This is a genomic window from Candidatus Amarobacter glycogenicus (assembly GCF_016704105.1).
Classification (GTDB): domain Bacteria; phylum Chloroflexota; class Dehalococcoidia; order Tepidiformales; family Tepidiformaceae; genus Amarobacter; species Amarobacter glycogenicus.
Genome location: NZ_JADJAT010000010.1, coordinates 1 through 14,305, shown reverse-complemented (window position 1 = coordinate 14,305; position 14,305 = coordinate 1). Strand labels below are relative to the sequence as shown.

At 62.4% G+C, this 14,305-nt stretch carries 13 protein-coding genes and 4 pseudogenes; 15 read left to right on the top strand and 2 right to left on the bottom strand.

The annotated features are described in order from the left end of the window. Positions 1 to 39: 39 nt before the first annotated feature. From IPG14_RS10700 to IPG14_RS10630, 15 genes and pseudogenes are all read left to right on the top strand, one after another. Complete coding sequence (locus tag IPG14_RS10700) at positions 40 to 453, top strand: GxxExxY protein (protein ID WP_343391806.1); 414 nt, start codon at positions 40 to 42, stop codon at positions 451 to 453. 11 nt (positions 454 to 464) lie between these two features. Further along, positions 465 to 632, top strand: a complete 168-nt coding sequence (locus tag IPG14_RS10695) for a hypothetical protein (RefSeq protein ID WP_343391805.1) — start codon at positions 465 to 467, stop codon at positions 630 to 632. Positions 633 to 746: 114 nt separating this feature from the next. Then, positions 747 to 1,538: a hypothetical protein gene (locus IPG14_RS10690; protein WP_343391804.1), complete on the top strand. Its 792-nt coding sequence runs from the start codon at positions 747 to 749 to the stop codon at positions 1,536 to 1,538. A gap of 129 nt (positions 1,539 to 1,667) precedes the next feature. Next, positions 1,668 to 2,498, top strand: a complete 831-nt coding sequence (locus IPG14_RS10685; protein WP_343391803.1) for a hypothetical protein — start codon at positions 1,668 to 1,670, stop codon at positions 2,496 to 2,498. A 132-nt stretch (positions 2,499 to 2,630) separates the two neighbouring features. After that, a pseudogene (locus IPG14_RS10680) lies at positions 2,631 to 3,098 on the top strand (site-specific DNA-methyltransferase); the annotation flags it as partial. 469 nt (positions 3,099 to 3,567) lie between these two features. Next, on the top strand, positions 3,568 to 4,242 hold the full coding sequence (locus tag IPG14_RS10675; RefSeq protein WP_343391802.1) for a site-specific DNA-methyltransferase: 675 nt from the start codon (positions 3,568 to 3,570) through the stop codon (positions 4,240 to 4,242). Beyond that, a complete protein-coding gene (locus tag IPG14_RS10670) occupies positions 4,239 to 5,093 on the top strand; it encodes a DEAD/DEAH box helicase family protein (RefSeq protein ID WP_343391801.1) in 855 nt (284 codons plus the stop codon). The genes IPG14_RS10675 and IPG14_RS10670 overlap by 4 nt, the downstream gene beginning before the upstream one ends. A gap of 603 nt (positions 5,094 to 5,696) precedes the next feature. Further along, positions 5,697 to 6,587, top strand: coding sequence for a hypothetical protein (locus IPG14_RS10665; RefSeq protein ID WP_343391800.1), 891 nt, complete (start codon positions 5,697 to 5,699; stop codon positions 6,585 to 6,587). A gap of 55 nt (positions 6,588 to 6,642) precedes the next feature. Next, positions 6,643 to 6,918: a hypothetical protein gene (locus IPG14_RS10660; protein WP_343391799.1), complete on the top strand. Its 276-nt coding sequence runs from the start codon at positions 6,643 to 6,645 to the stop codon at positions 6,916 to 6,918. A 144-nt stretch (positions 6,919 to 7,062) separates the two neighbouring features. Next, positions 7,063 to 7,500 (top strand): ATP-binding protein, encoded by a 438-nt coding sequence (locus tag IPG14_RS10655; RefSeq protein WP_343391798.1) that lies wholly within the window; start codon positions 7,063 to 7,065, stop codon positions 7,498 to 7,500. Further along, positions 7,497 to 7,700, top strand: a complete 204-nt coding sequence (locus tag IPG14_RS10650) for a hypothetical protein (RefSeq protein ID WP_343391797.1) — start codon at positions 7,497 to 7,499, stop codon at positions 7,698 to 7,700. Before IPG14_RS10655 ends, IPG14_RS10650 begins: the two co-directional genes overlap by 4 nt. A gap of 536 nt (positions 7,701 to 8,236) precedes the next feature. Beyond that, positions 8,237 to 8,461 carry a hypothetical protein gene (locus IPG14_RS10645; protein ID WP_343391796.1) on the top strand — a complete coding sequence of 75 codons (225 nt, stop codon included), beginning with the start codon at positions 8,237 to 8,239 and terminating at the stop codon, positions 8,459 to 8,461. A 206-nt stretch (positions 8,462 to 8,667) separates the two neighbouring features. After that, positions 8,668 to 8,817: pseudogene (locus IPG14_RS10640) on the top strand (type II toxin-antitoxin system Phd/YefM family antitoxin); the annotation flags it as partial. Positions 8,818 to 9,633: 816 nt separating this feature from the next. Then, positions 9,634 to 9,891 (top strand): annotated as a pseudogene (locus tag IPG14_RS10635) (LuxR C-terminal-related transcriptional regulator); the annotation flags it as partial. A gap of 50 nt (positions 9,892 to 9,941) precedes the next feature. After that, positions 9,942 to 10,145 (top strand): hypothetical protein, encoded by a 204-nt coding sequence (locus IPG14_RS10630; RefSeq protein WP_343391795.1) that lies wholly within the window; start codon positions 9,942 to 9,944, stop codon positions 10,143 to 10,145. Between the two features lie 1,307 nt (positions 10,146 to 11,452). On the opposite strand, the pseudogene IPG14_RS10625 reads toward IPG14_RS10630, so the two are convergent. Together IPG14_RS10625 and IPG14_RS10620 are read right to left on the bottom strand one after the other, a co-directional pair. Then, positions 11,453 to 11,748, bottom strand: a pseudogene (locus tag IPG14_RS10625) (DUF2277 domain-containing protein). A 139-nt stretch (positions 11,749 to 11,887) separates the two neighbouring features. Continuing rightward, on the bottom strand, positions 11,888 to 14,020 hold the full coding sequence (locus IPG14_RS10620) for an AMP-binding protein (RefSeq protein ID WP_343391794.1): 2,133 nt from the start codon (positions 14,018 to 14,020) through the stop codon (positions 11,888 to 11,890). Positions 14,021 to 14,305: the final 285 nt, after the last annotated feature.

Below are 14,305 nucleotides of genomic sequence, written 5' to 3'. Positions count from 1 at the left end.
CTATCGTGACTTCGCAATCCAATCTTTCGGAGGTGATCTATGGGCTACCAATTCGAACCTTTGTCCTACAAAGTTTTCGGCGCGTGCATCGCTGTCCAGCGACAGCTCGGTCCCCACTGCATGGAAGTGGACTACCAGCGTGCCCTGGAGATCGAATTGCGCAAACTGGGGCTGGAATACATGCGCGAGGCCGAAATCCCGATCTCCTATGACGGCATCGAAGTGACGCGGCGGCGCGTGGATTTTGTGATCTGGGACGACACCCATACCGTGATCTTGGAGACCAAGGCGGCGAAGGCGATGCGTCCTGAAGATGTCGAGCAGTGCCAGCTTTATTTGCGCAAGGGCAACTTCCGCGTGTGCCTGTTGGCGAACTTCGGCCAGGTGCCGTTGGGCAAGGATCGCTTTGTGTGGACGCCGACCGGCCCCGCGTTGTATGGGCCGCATCCGTAGGGGGGTGGCGTTTGGATCGCGAAGGCGCGAACGTTTGGATCACGAAGGCGCGAAGTGGCACGAAGGACGCGAAGGGACGCGCCGCGGCGAATGCCTTCGCGCTTCGTGTCCTTCGCGAACCTTCGTGGCTTCGTGCTCCAAACGCCTTCGCGCTTCGTGCCCTTCGCGAACCTTCGTGACTTCGTGATCCAAACGCCTCGCGCTTCGTGTCCTTCGCGAACCTTCGTGGCTTCGTGATCCAAACGCCTTCGTGATCCAAACACCTTGGATAATACATTGTGGAGGTTTCTCTCATGTCACTTGCAGAAAATATCTCACTGAAAGCGTTCTGGGACATCGTAGAACAACGTCTGACGGCCTGCGCGGCCGACGAGCTGCGCGCCATCCTCCGAGCCATGGCCCAGGGGACGCCGCCGGCCGGACGACATGCCTTTCTGGCGCAGCTCGAACCGGTCGGGGAGGTGATCGCCCTCCAGCAGGAAATCGAGCAAGATGCGTTGCTCTCCGATATTGATGATTTCCTCAGCGATCTCCAGGCTACCATCGAAAAAGGGGGAGGCGCCTGGAACGAGCGAGACGACTGGAACGAGACCGATGACGAGGACAGCTTGGGGCCTTACGCGGAATTCGTGGCGCCGCTGGTCACTTTGTTCGATCGGGCCGCGGCCGCGTTCGACACCGGCAATCTGCCGCTGGCGCGCGACGCGTATGAGGCGCTTTCCGAGGCGTTCAACTCCGAAGACGATTATGGCCGCGGCATCAGTGCACCCGACTTGATCGGTGTGGATATGCGCGAGGCCAGCGCCCGGCATCTGCGCGCGATCTACGAGACTGAACCGCTTGCGAACCGGCCGCAGGCCCTCAGCTCGCTGATGCGGCGCGCGAATTCCTCGCTGTATCTGCCGCGCCCCACGCTGGCAAGCCTGCTCCAGATCTCACCGCGTCCGCTGCCCGACCAGGAGCAGTTCCTGGCCGACTGGATCACATTCCTGCGCACGCAGAGCGACGGCGACGCGGATGCCTGGTTGCGGGAGGCGGTGCGCCTGGCGCATGGCACGCCGGGACTTGAGGCATTGGCACGCTGAGGGGGACGGCCGCCCTGCGGCCTGGACTGGTTTGCCGCGCTGGCGGGCGAAGGAAAGGATCGCGAGCTTCTCGTCGCCGCCCAGGAGGCCCTGACCCTGCTGCCGGATGGCCTCCCCATCCGCGCGGCCGTGGCCGATCACCTGTGCGCGGCCGCGGCCCGCTTGGGCGAGACTCAGATCGTCCGCGACGGACGCTGGGCAGCGTTTCTCGTCAAGCCGACCCTCCCGCGCCTGCTCGATCTGTGGGAGGCTGCGCCGGCCGGCCCGGAACAAAGCGCCGAGATGCGTCGGGCCTTGCCCCACGCGCAAGATCGCCTGGCGCATCCGCCCGCCAACCAGGATGTTGCCTTTGCTGGCGGTGACGATTTGGAGCGGCCGGTTTGGGTGAACCCGATCACCCTCGCGCACGCCGCGCTGTTGGCCGAGGATTTCGGCGCCGCGCAACGGCTGGCGGATAGTCTACAGGTGCTGGGGTGGAGCAGCAGTAATCCGCAGGGGGCGGTCGTGCCGTGCCTCCTGGCGCTGCTCACAGGCAAGCTGCCCGACGCGCTGCCCCCGAACCTGGCGAAACTCTGGCAGGAAGGGCTGCAACAGTCCTACCTCGCCACACTGACGGTCTTGGGAACGCAGGGAGACCCGCTGCCCAAACGCCTTGAGCGTGCCTACACGCAATCGTTTGCCCGTGTTTCCTTGGCGTATCACCAACAAGCAACGCTGCTGGCCTGGTGCCTGGAAGTGGCGCAGAAGCGGACGCAAGCGATCGTCGGCGGCCAGCATCGCAAAAGCTACGACAAAGCGGCCATCCTGACGGTCGCGTGTGCGGAAGTGCTGCAGCTGCGCGGAGACAGGGCGGCCGCCAGCGGACTGGTGAACGAAACCCGCACCCGCTTCCCCCGGCACCGCGCGTTCCTGACCGAGCTGACCACCGCAGTTCAAGCCATGGAGCGCAGTGTGCGGTGAAGGAGGCGCGCGGGCGCACAGTTTGCCTCTGCCTGTGCCGTGTGCTAAACTTTTCGCGCAACAGTTGGTTTGGTAACGCAAAGACCAGGAGCCTGCCGGCTTCCCACCACCCCAAAACGGAACTAAAAACCCATGCCCACCCTCAACTGGATCGGCAAAGACGCGGTGGTCAACCACCACCTGCAAGTCCCCTTCCACCTGCTGGCTGACGTGCCTGAGCTAGCCTGCGGCGCCCCGGGCAGCGGCAACCTCATCGTGGAGGGCGACAACCTGGTCGCGCTCAAGGCGCTGCTCCCCACCTACGCGGGCCAGGTGAAGTGCATCTACATTGACCCGCCGTACAACACCGGCAACGAGGGTTGGGTCTACAACGACAACGTCAACAGCCCGCTGATCCGCGCGTGGCTGGGCAAGGTGGTGGGCAAGGAGGGCGAGACCCTCGACCGGCACGACCGCTGGCTGTGCCTGATGTACCCGCGGCTCGCGCTGCTGCGCCAGTTTCTGCGCGAAGATGGGGCGATCTTCATCAGCATTGACGACAACGAAGTCCAGGCGCTCCGCTACGTGATGGATGAGATTTTCGGCCAGCACAATTTCATCACCGTTACTCTGGCAGAAAGTCTATTCGACCAAAAAACTCCGCACGACACTTCTCCGAGGGTCATGATTACTTCGTCGTCTATGCCAGGAATGGGTGGTGTGGCGTCCCAACTGGTACCTCGCAACGACAGTGCAAGATTCCCCTTACAAGAACCCCGACGGCGACCCGCGGGGCCTGGAAATCCAGCGATCTGTCTGCACGTAATCTACAGGCCGGAACCTATTCCGTCACATGCCCATCGGGCAGAGTGATTACGGACCTCCGGCCGGTCGATACTGGACAATCTCAATGGAGAAATTCTCGAGGGTTCGAAGCGGCAGCAATCGAATCTGGTGGGGGAAAAGGGGGCAATCGATCCCCGTTCAAGCGGTTTCTATCTGAGTGTCCAAAAAGGCGTCACCACAGACCATGTGGTTCTAAACCAGGTCGGGCATACGTCAGGAAGCCAAGAAGGAACTGGTCCAGATCATGGATTTCGCCGACTCGGAATCGGTGTTCATCACCCCCAAGCCCACCCGATTAATCGAACGTATCCTGCAGATTGCCAGTAATCCTGGTGATCTCGTGCTCGACTCGTTCGCCGGCTCAGGTACCACTGGCCACGCAGCCTTGAAGCTCAATCATGCCGCTCCCGAGCAGGACCCCCGCCGATTTATCCTCGTGGAGATCGAGGCTACGATCTCCCGGGATGTTACGGCGAAACGTGTCCGCCGTGTGGTCGAGGGCTACACAAACGCCAAAGGTGAGCTCATTGCCAGCCTCGGCGGCGGCTTCCGCTACTGCACGCTCGGCGAGCCGCTGTTCGACGCGGACGGTAAGATACGCGAGACCGTAACCTTCGAGGAGCTGGCCAGGCACGTCTATTTCACCGAGACCGGCGAGCCGCTCCCCAGCGACGCCGCGCTCGACACGCCGTTCGTGGGCGCCTGCCGCGGGGTCGGCGTCTATCTGCTCTACAACGGCATCCTCGGCGACCGCCGCGAAGATGGCGGCAACGTCCTCACGCGCGCGGTGCTGGCCGGGCTGCCGGCCTTCGATGGGCAAAAGGTGATCTACTGCGCAGGCCACCGGCTGGGCCGCGACCGGCTGCAGGCCGAGCGCATCGTCATCCGCCAGACCCCCTACGAGATCAAAGTCGCATGATCACACTCAAAGACTACCAGGCGCGCGTGCTCGACTCGCTGCGTGCGTTCTTCCGCCAATGTGCGCGGGAGGGCCGGCCCGAGGCCGCGTTCGCCGCCATCCAACTGCGCAACGGACAGGTGCCCGTACCCTATCTCCCGGTTTCGGCCGCGGGCTTGGCGGCCGGCATGCCCTACGTCTGCCTGCGCGTGCCCACGGGCGGCGGCAAGACGCTGCTGGCCTGCCATGCCGCAGGCCTGGCCATGACCGACCTGCTGCGCGCCGAGCGGGCGGTGGTGCTCTGGCTGGTGCCCAGCAACACCATCCTCGACCAGACCGTGGACGCGCTGCGCGACCCGCGGCACCCGTACCGCCGCGCCCTGGAGCTCGCGTGCGGCGCGGTGGAGGTGATGGCCATCGAGGAGGCGCTGCGCCTCTCGCGCGCGACCGTGGACGGCCAGACCGTCGTCATCGTCGCCACCATCCAGTCCTTCCGCGTGGAGGACACCACCGGCCGCAAGGTCTACGACCAGAACGGCACATTCGCCGAACACCTGCTGAACCTGCCCGCCGACCGCCTGGCCGACCTGCTGCCCGGTGCGGACGGCAAGCCCAAACCATCGCTGGTCAACATGCTGCGCCTGCGCCGGCCCATCGTCATCGTGGACGAAGCGCACAACGCGCGCACGGACCTCTCCTTCGCCACCCTGGGCGCGGTGAAGCCTTCCTGCATCGTCGAGTTCACCGCCACCCCCGCGCGGGCCAGGCATCCCTCCAACGTGCTCCACCACGTCTCCGCGGCCGAGCTCAAGGCCGCGGACATGATCAAGCTGCCACTGCGCGTCATCACCCGGCATCCCCGGCCAGGCTGACCAACTGCTCGGGCGAAGCGATCACCCTGCGCGCCGATCTCGAAAAGCTGGCCCGGGCCGAAGCACAGCAGACCGGCGAATACCTGCGCCCCATCCTGCTGCTGCAAGCCGAGCGCGTCGACGCGTGCGCGCCGCTGCGCGACCGGCTGGTGCGCCAGCACCCCAGCATCAGCGCGGACCAGGTGAAGATTTCCGTGGGCCGTCTCGACGAGCTGAAGGACGTGAAGGACATCGCGTCGCCGTCCTGCCCGGTGCGCTTTATCATCACCGTCGAAAAACTGCGCGAGGATGGGACTGCCCGTTTGCCTACGTGTTGTGCAGCCTCAGGGCGGCGCGCTCCGCCACGGCCATCGAGCAGATCGTCGGCCGCATCCTGCGCCTCCCGAACGCCCAGGCGAAGCGGCACCCCGATCTCAACTGCGCGTGCGCGTTCTCCGTGTCCGAGTCGCTGCCTGAAGTGTTGAATGAAGGCACGCGAGGCGTTGAAAGCCACGGCTTCACCGGCGCCGAAGCAGACCGTATCGTCATCCGGCCCAGGGCATCCTGCCCTTCGGCCTGCAACCGCGAACGCACTTCGATCCCGTCCGGGAGATTGACGCCGCAGTGGCCCAGGTGCAGGTCATCGCGCTGGGCCGTAAGGTTCAGATTGACGTTGCGCAGGGCGAGATCACCGTCCTGGCGCCGCTCGACAGCGACGAAACCGAGCTGCTCACCAGTTGCGTCAAGACCCCCGCGGCGAAGGCGCGCGTGGTCGCGATCGTCAACCTGGTGCGCGCAACCGAGATGGCGTTTGGCGGCAGCGGAAAGCCCCGCGCCTTTTCGCCTTACGCGCGCGGGCTTGATTTCCGCGTGCCGCGGCTGTGCGTGCAGGAGAACGGCGAGATGTTCGAGTTCGAGAGCACCTTCCTGCTCGAACATCCGTGGAAGCTGAGCACCCAAGGATGCCACGCTGGCCGACGACTACCATCCGCGGCACCGGCCAATAGGCAAGGCGGGCGTGCTCGACATCGGCGCCAGGGTGAAGTAGTTTGCCTCACCGCTGCAAAAGAAATGCGCGCCGATTTCATCGCCACGCTGCCCCAACAGGTGCTCGACCTCGGCAGCGCCGGCGATTGGTCGTTGGAGGCCTGGTGGCCTGGCTCGACCGCCATCTTGAGCGCTACGATATTCCCTGGGCGAATCGGCCGCGTACCTGCGCAAGGTGGTGCGCGGCCTTATGGCCCGCTTGCGAAATCACCGATGTCAGCACCCTCGCCCTGGACCGCTTCCGGCTGCGTGAGGAAGTGGAGAAGCGGATTGACGAGCATCGCCGGGCCGAGCGCCGGGCCGCGTTTCCAGGCCTTTCTCCTGCCGCAGTCGGTGCTGGCGGTCAGCGATGGTCGCGATCAACTTCAGGATATGGGTTATGAACCAAGCTGGCTCTACGAGGGCGCCTTTCGGTTTCCCAAAGCACTACTTCGGCCCCAAGCCGGGCGAATTGCGCAGCTAACCTGACGGCAAGCTCACCGAGGAGTTCCGCTGCGCACAATTCATCGAGGATTTACCAGAAGTGACGTTTTGGGTGCGCAACCTCGCGCTCAAGGCGACATCCTTCCGGCTGCAAACCGCGACCGACTGGTTTTACCCCGATTTCGTCTGCCAACTCCGAGACGGACGCTTGCTCGTGGTGGAGTACAAGGGCAAAGACCGCTATACGACAACCGACGCCGAGGAAAAGCGAGCCATCGGCGCGGTGTGGGAGTCACGCAGTAACGGTCGCTGCCTGTTCGTCATGCCCACGGCCGGCGATTTCTCGACCATCGTCCACAAGATCGCGCATGGGTGAGAAGAATGACCAACTGGCAGAGACGAAACGATTGTTGAAAGATTACCCTTTTCAAAGGTAATTTGGAAGATTACCATTCAGAATGGTAATCTTTGTTTGCTCAGGGTCGTCATCGGGCGTATAATGGGTTCAGGAGGCGACACGATGTTCCTCAATCGCACACGTGAGTTGGGCTACCTGAATGACCGCTATGGCGCTGGCCGCTCCGAGATCGTTGTTTTGTATGGGCGTCGGCGTGTAGGCAAGAGCGCCCTCCTCTTCGAATGGTCAGAAGGAAAGCCCTGTATCTATTTCTTTGCCCGTCGCGCAGACAGACCACCCTCTTGGGCGAGTTCTCGCGAGGTCATCTACACCTTCCGCACAAGCGGCGCCGCCGGCTGGATTCACCTATCCATCATGGGGCGCCGCCGCGCGGTGCGATCGCCGGCTGGCGCGGAGCACCGATTGATCGTGGTGCTGGATGAGTTCCCCTACCTGGTCGAGGCAGATCGGAACTTCCCGCGCTCATTCAGCGTGAGTGGGACATGCACCTGCAACATTCACAGCTTTTCCTGGTACTCAGCGGCTCCGTTCAGAGCGTGATCCGGCAGCAGGTGCTCGATCCAGCAGCGCCGCTCTATCGGCGGCACACCTGGCCCTTCGAGCTAAAGCCGCTCACGCTGCCTGACATGCCAGCCTTCTTCCCGCAATACACAGCCGAGCAGGCGATCGAGACGTACGCCGTACTGGGAGGTATGCCGTATTACCTCATTTCGGTTGATGCGCAGATCGGCCTCTGGTAACATCAAACGCCACATCCTCGCGCCCCAAGGCAGCCTGTTTGCCGAGGTGCGACTCCAATTGCACGAGGAACTACGCGGCGACATCGAGGACAGTCTGGCGATCCTGCGCGCCATCGCCGGTGGCGCCCATCGTCGCGCCGACGTTGCGCGTGTGGCCGGGCTATCCGTACGAACAACCGATCATCGCCTGGCCGCCCTGGTCGGGTGGGCATCCTGGTACCGCAGGGCCGTCGAGCGCATCCGCCAGGCTGATCGGCACAGGGCGCCTATCATCTGCGCGATCCTTTCTTCCGCTTCTGGCACCAGTGGGTGCTGCCCAACGAGGATTACCTGGCGCAGGGCGCCGCCAGAACGTGTGTGCCGATCAGATCGCCAGGCGCTGCCGCGCATCGTCGCGCCCGTCTGGGAGGCGGCGGCGATAACCTTCTCACTGCGTCGGCCGGCGCACGATCCCTTTCACTTCGAGGAATCGGCTCCTGGTGGAGCGGCGATGCGCAGATTGACGTGGTAGGCGTCAATCGAGCAGAGCGCCGGAGGTGCTCTTCGGTGAGGCCAAGTGGACGCGTGAGCCGCTGACGGAAGCTGTTCTGGAGACGCTGATTGACCGGGGCAACCGCTGGTTGGGCGGCGACACGGGCTGGGACGTGCACTATGCGCTCTTTGCACGTGAGTTCGGCCAGGTGCGTCAGACGGCTGGGCAAGAGCCAGGCTACTACTTCTTCACTCCCGCAGATATTCTGCAGGTAGGTGCAACCACCTGAGTAGAGCTGATTCCGCTGACGATTGACTTTTCCATGCTGCGCTATCGGCTGATGAACTTGGCGGCGCGTGCTACATCGAGCGCCGGGCTGAGGGCGGCACCCGCGTGAGCGCACGGCTGCCGGTCACAGGGTTCACGGCGACGAATTGACAAAGTCTACGGAATCACGTACTCTTGCGGCAATCGTCATCATCGGAGGACCACTGCATGACCACCGTCACCGTGACAGAAGCGCGTGCTCAACTCTTTCGACTGCTGGATCGAGTGGCTGAATCACACGAATCGGTGCTGATAACTGGCAAGCGCGCCAATGCCATACTCGTCTCCGAGGAGGACTGGCGTGCTATCCAGGAAACTTCGAGGCTTTATGGCGGTTGAGCCAACATCAACAGGAAACTGGGCGGAGATTGAAGTCCTGGAAACTCCGGTTGCTGCGCCAACTGACGATCGAACAAGGGCATTCAACAGTTTCTGGCGTTGCAGCGCGAGTTTGAGCCGCAACTGCAAGCGACCGAGGAGACCTTCCGTCAACCGCGCATCCAGGCCATGATTCAGTTACAGGCCAGACTGACAGCCCTCACTGGCAACCACCATATTGGAGCTAGCATGGAAAACCTCATTCGCTCAGTCGCCGATCTGCAACAGCGTCTGGAAGAGGCAGGTGTGCCCTCGGTCGTGATCGGTGGGCTGGCTGTGCGAGCGCCTGGGGTGAACCGCGTTTGACGCGCGATGCTGACCTCAGGTGTTAGCTCGGCGCGACGAACGGGCCCGCATTCTGGAGTTGGTGTCAGACTTCACACCGTTGCACGCCGATCCCGACGGGGCCTTTCGGCGCCACGGCATCGCTTTCTTCCAGATCCCGCCGGGCACGCGTTGACGTGATGCTCGCTGAGACGACGTTCGACGAAACGGCTATCGGCCGCGCCGCGTGATGGGGTGAAGCCTGGCCTGGTCGTGCGCGTGGCCGCAGCCCGGAGGACGTGATCGTCTACAAGATGGTGTCTCTGCGCACCAAAGATCGTGTGGATGTTGAGGGATCATCAAGCGGCAAGGCAACCGCCTGGACGATCGTTATGTGGAAAACTGGCTGCACCTGTTCGAGCAAGCACTCGACGACAGCACGCTGGTCGCCGAGTACCGACGGCTGCGTCGCCAGTTGGCCTGAATGAAGAGATCGCCCGCCGGCTGGTGCTCAGCCCCAAGACCGTACGCAACCACGTCAGCAACATCTTCAGCAAGCTGCAGGTGACCGACCGTGCCCAGGCCATTGTGCGTGCGTGCGCGCGAGGCGGGAATCGGCGGGCTGCACCGTCTGGAGCGCTGACAAGCCCTGTCGCTCGATGGTCAGTGTGTGCCGATTCAGCCTGGGAGATACAAGCGATGCACCCCTCGATAATTTTTCGAGGTCTAGCACAACTTCAGCTGGTCTGAGAGCACAATCCTCGCAATATGCCGGATCTGCGAGCACGACGTAGGTGCTGATGGTCACGGCTGGAAGACTGTTCGACGTGGTCAAAGCGCCGTATCGTGCTTTCAAGCGGCTGTTCACCATCGCTGGTGTTGCGGTTTCCGGTAAGCAAAAAAGCCGCAGTCCTGACGATGCCCACACTGTGGCATCTCCAGCGCTGACGGATAAGCCAGCATCAACAAACAAGCGCAATTCCATGGGAATCAGCTTGAGATAGCCACGAGTGTCCAGAGTTCGGAAGATCGCTGCGCCTGGCCTTCGCAATTATGATCGCTCAGGACGATCTGCATGGGTATCTGCCTGGTACTTGTCTTCAGTACGTTCTCGCAACGAGCAGGGCCTCTCAACAGGGCGTCATGGGCGGGGCGGCAATACGCAGTGCGATCTCTGCCGCTTGGCGACGATAGAACGCTTCTCGGTCGGCCAACTGTCGCTTGACCTCCGCCAACTGCGGCTCTAACGCGCTCGATGCTCCGCAATGTAGTCAGTGCTGTTTCAACCTAAGGGCGAGAGGTTGAATGTCAGATCAATTTCATAGACAGAATCACCGGCATCGTAGGCATCCATCACATCAAACACACTGACGTGACTTTTCGCTGATGAGTGGCCCCAAGTCTGTCTGATAATCGTATAGCGCGCCCATTCTGCTGCGTAGCGTTCGCCGTAATCGTCATCATGCTTCTCTCCAAACCAAAGCCACTACTTGACTCGCAGGCAGTATACCTTATGCCACGGGGTCTGACAAGATAACGTCATCGCTCTGCGGCTTGGCGCCACCGATATCATCCCGCCATGGGATGCTCCTCACCACCGGCAGTTTCCGTAGGTGGCCGATCAGCACGCAACGTCATTGCCCGCCGTCAGGAGTGCCTGCCTTTCACATTGGGCGCAGAATTCCGGACATCAGTGCAAGGTTGCGGCCAGCCCGACCTGAAACCGTTCTCCACAGGCTCAGCATGTGCTGCTCAAGGCGCCAGGTGCTTGACCATGTTGACGTTGGTGATGGTGTATCCCTGGCGAGGGGGGAGTGCTTGCGCAGCGGGTTATGTCAAATACGTACAGTCCAATGCGATCCATGCCCAACGCCTGCGCCTCGTGCTCCACGGCCAGCATGGCCTGCATGCCATAGCCCGGCGCTGGAAGGCGTCGAAGTGCGCAGATCATAGATGAGCACGCTTGGCCGCGCAAAGTGCGGTATCACGGCCAGCCAGATCACCCACGGCCGCGCGCTGGCCGCATCCCGAATCGTGAACAGGTGTTGGTCGGGCGTGACAACACCCTGCGGCAACAGATCAGCGAAATCGCGCTGTGCATGTGACAAAGCCTCCGCCTCCGACCAATTGCCGGCGGCGATTTTGTCCGCGGCATACTCGGCAATCGCCGGCTGTAAAAGGCTTCGAACTCAGCGGGGTCATCCGGTCCAAGACCACGTGACCTGCAGGTGCCGCTTTCATGGCTTATCATTCCTCCCTGGCAAATCATTCCAGCAGCCGCTATTGTCCCAATCAGAACAAGCAAGCCATTTCATGGTTTCGGGCCTCTCACGAATGGCAAGTACCCTTTACCTGGGAAACCTCTGCGTGGCGTGCGTGCCCTGGCAGCATCCTCCGCCCGGTTCTTCGGTGGCGCGTTCGTCTCGGCGCGGCCGAAGATTCTGGAAACTGCTGCAATCTCTTCGACGGCGGCAAGGAATGCAGCTTCGTTGGTTTTCGATGGCTTGGCGAAGCCGCTCACTTTTCTCACAAATTGTACGGCGGCCGCGATCTCTGCGTCCGTCACGGGCGGTTCGAAGTTGAAGAGGTCTTGATATTTCTACACACAAGCGTTACCTCATTCAGCATTCATGGACGGCTCGTGCCCCAAGCGCCGCCACCATTTGGATGTCGGCAATCGTAACCAAGCCGTCCCCGTTGAGATCATAGTCCGCGGGGCGGGCTGGCCCGAGGCTCGCGATCGCGCTCAGGTCAGCAACGTCCACCACGCCGTTGTGATTGAAGTCAGGGCAGATACCGCCGGAGGTGATGATCGTGGCGATATTCGAATAGGAGGAATAACCGTCGAAGTATTCGCCTGGACAACAGCGCTGCCATTGCCATCAACGGCGATCCACACCCCGCTGAGTGCGTCTACGGCGTCATACGGGGTTTGCCACAGCAGGGTTCCGGCGCCATCGAATTTCTTGATGATCAGGTTCCTGGAGGTTGCGGTGTCGCCCACAACATACACGTTATCGCTCTGATCCGTGTCCATCATGCTTGAAGCGTCATTGAAGTTCGTCGCGCGCCAGTCTTCAATCAGAGCCTGGGTCGGCTGAGCAGAAACAGGAGCGAGTCCCGAAAAAGAGGCTATCAGGGCAATGCTCATAGCTCGCCGCCTTGCGCTTTCCTCTTCTACAAGGATGCGGCGCAGTGTCTTGCCGACCTGGCTCTTGGGCAACTCTGTGCGAAACTCGACCAGGGTGGGCACTTTATAAGGGGCCAGGCGCTCTTTGCAGAAGTCGCGCAGCTCCTCGACCGTGGCGCGCTGACCTTCCTTGAGCACGACGAAGGCTTTGACCGTCTCGCCCCGTTTGGCGTCAGGCACGCCCACCACCGCGGCCTCCAGTACCTTGGGGTGCGTGAACAGGACCTCTTCAACCTCGCGCGGCACGATGTTGAAGCCGCTGGCGATGATCAGGTCCTTTTTCCGGTCCACGATCGAGAAGTAGCCGTCGGTGTCCATGACGGCGATGTCGCCGGTGTGCAGCCAGCCGTCCGCGTCGATGGCATTCGCAGTTTCCTCCGGGTTGTTGTAGTAGCCCTTCATGACCTGGGGCCCGCGCGCCACCAGCTCGCCGGCCTCCTCGACATCCAGGAACTTGGCCTCGCCCTGTTCGTCCGACTCCAAGGCGATGAGAGCCAGTTCGGTGCTGGGAAACGGCATGCCGACCGAGCCGATTTTGGTCTGGCCAAACACAGGATTGCCGGCAGTGAGCGGCGAAGATTCGGACATGCCGTAGCCTTCCACCAGCTTGCCGCCCGTCACTTCCTCGAACTTCTGCGCCACTTCGGCCGGCAGCGGAGCGCCGCCGCTCAGGCAGACCCGGATGCTGTGCAGGTCGTGCTCAGCCACCCGGGGATGGTTGAGGATGGCGATGTACATGGTCGGCACGCCTGGATAGACGCTGACCTTCTCGTGCGCGATGATCTCCATCAGGTGCAGCGTGTTGCGGGGGTCGGGCGCCAGCAGCAGCTCGCCGCCCAGCTTCAGGCAGGTCAGCATGCCCACGGTCATGCCGTAGACGTGGAAGGCCGGCAGGGCCAAGAGCAATTTTTCACCGCCTGGCTTGAACGAGGGCACCCAGGCATTGATCTGGGCGATGTTGGCCACCAGGTTGCGATGGGTCAGCTCGGCAGCCTTGGGTAGGCCGGAGGTGCCGCCGGTGAACTGAAACACGGCCGTATCGTTGGCCGGGTCGATGGGCACGACGGGGGCTGCGGCCGGGGCCGCGGCCAGCAGATCGCTCATAAAATGGGCGCCGGCGCGCAGCGTTACGTCCTTCATCAAGCCGCTCGCGCGTACCTGTTTGGCCACGCTGCTGTGGAAGGGCTGGCCGATGCTGTCGGGGATGTCGGCCAGGATGACGGTCTTGAGCGCGGTGTTGGGCTGGATCTCCAGCACGCGCTCGTAGAGGCCGCTGAGCGTGACGATGGTCTCGGCCCCGGCGCTGCGCAGCAGCGGCGCCAGCTCGTGGGCGGGGTAGGTGGGGTTGGTGTTGACCACGATGGCGCCGGCCTTGAGCACGCCGAAGTAGGCGATCACCAACTGCGGGATGTTGGGCAGCATCAGCGAGACACGGTCGCCCTTGGCCACGCCCAGTTGCGCCAGGGCCGCGGCGAAGCGATCGCTCAGCCGGTTGAGCTCGGCGTAGCTCAGCTTTGCCTGCACCCGAAGTCCCAGCGGCAGGTAGCGCAGCACCATGCGCAGCGCCGTGTGGTCAGGAAAGCGCGCGGCCGCGTCCAGCAGCACCTGATGCACGGTGGTGTCGGGGACGTCGACGCTGTGGGCGACGTCCGGTTCATAGTGGGCAAACCAGCGAAAATCGGGGATCATGGCGATAGGCCTCCGGCATCCGTCCAGCACGTAGTCGCTATTTTCGAGGCATTGCCGGTGTTCTGTTCGACCCTAAATTCGACGATCCGGTGAATCAGATCGTGAGCAATGGCTGACTAGGGGAACTGCACCGAACCCTTCCCGCTCTTGCAAGGGCTTGAGGTCTTTCTTGGGTTCCTCGAGCCCGCTCGTCGCCGGATAAAACCCTACATGCCTCTCGTGATACGAAGTGTACAAAGGTGTTTCCGTTCAGGTCGAACGTGGGGATCGCGTAGCTGATCGTCT

Excerpts from the sequence above, each read along its gene's own strand:
- IPG14_RS10700 (WP_343391806.1), top strand. The coding sequence starts at position 40 with ATGGGCTACCAATTCGAACCTTTGTCCTACAAAGTTTTCGGCGCGTGC.
- IPG14_RS10690 (WP_343391804.1), top strand. The coding sequence starts at position 747 with ATGTCACTTGCAGAAAATATCTCACTGAAAGCGTTCTGGGACATCGTA.
- IPG14_RS10675 (WP_343391802.1), top strand. The coding sequence starts at position 3,568 with ATGGATTTCGCCGACTCGGAATCGGTGTTCATCACCCCCAAGCCCACC.
- IPG14_RS10670 (WP_343391801.1), top strand. The coding sequence starts at position 4,239 with ATGATCACACTCAAAGACTACCAGGCGCGCGTGCTCGACTCGCTGCGT.
- IPG14_RS10655 (WP_343391798.1), top strand. The coding sequence starts at position 7,063 with ATGTTCCTCAATCGCACACGTGAGTTGGGCTACCTGAATGACCGCTAT.
- IPG14_RS10630 (WP_343391795.1), top strand. The coding sequence starts at position 9,942 with ATGGTCACGGCTGGAAGACTGTTCGACGTGGTCAAAGCGCCGTATCGT.
- IPG14_RS10620 (WP_343391794.1), bottom strand. The coding sequence starts at position 14,020 with ATGATCCCCGATTTTCGCTGGTTTGCCCACTATGAACCGGACGTCGCC.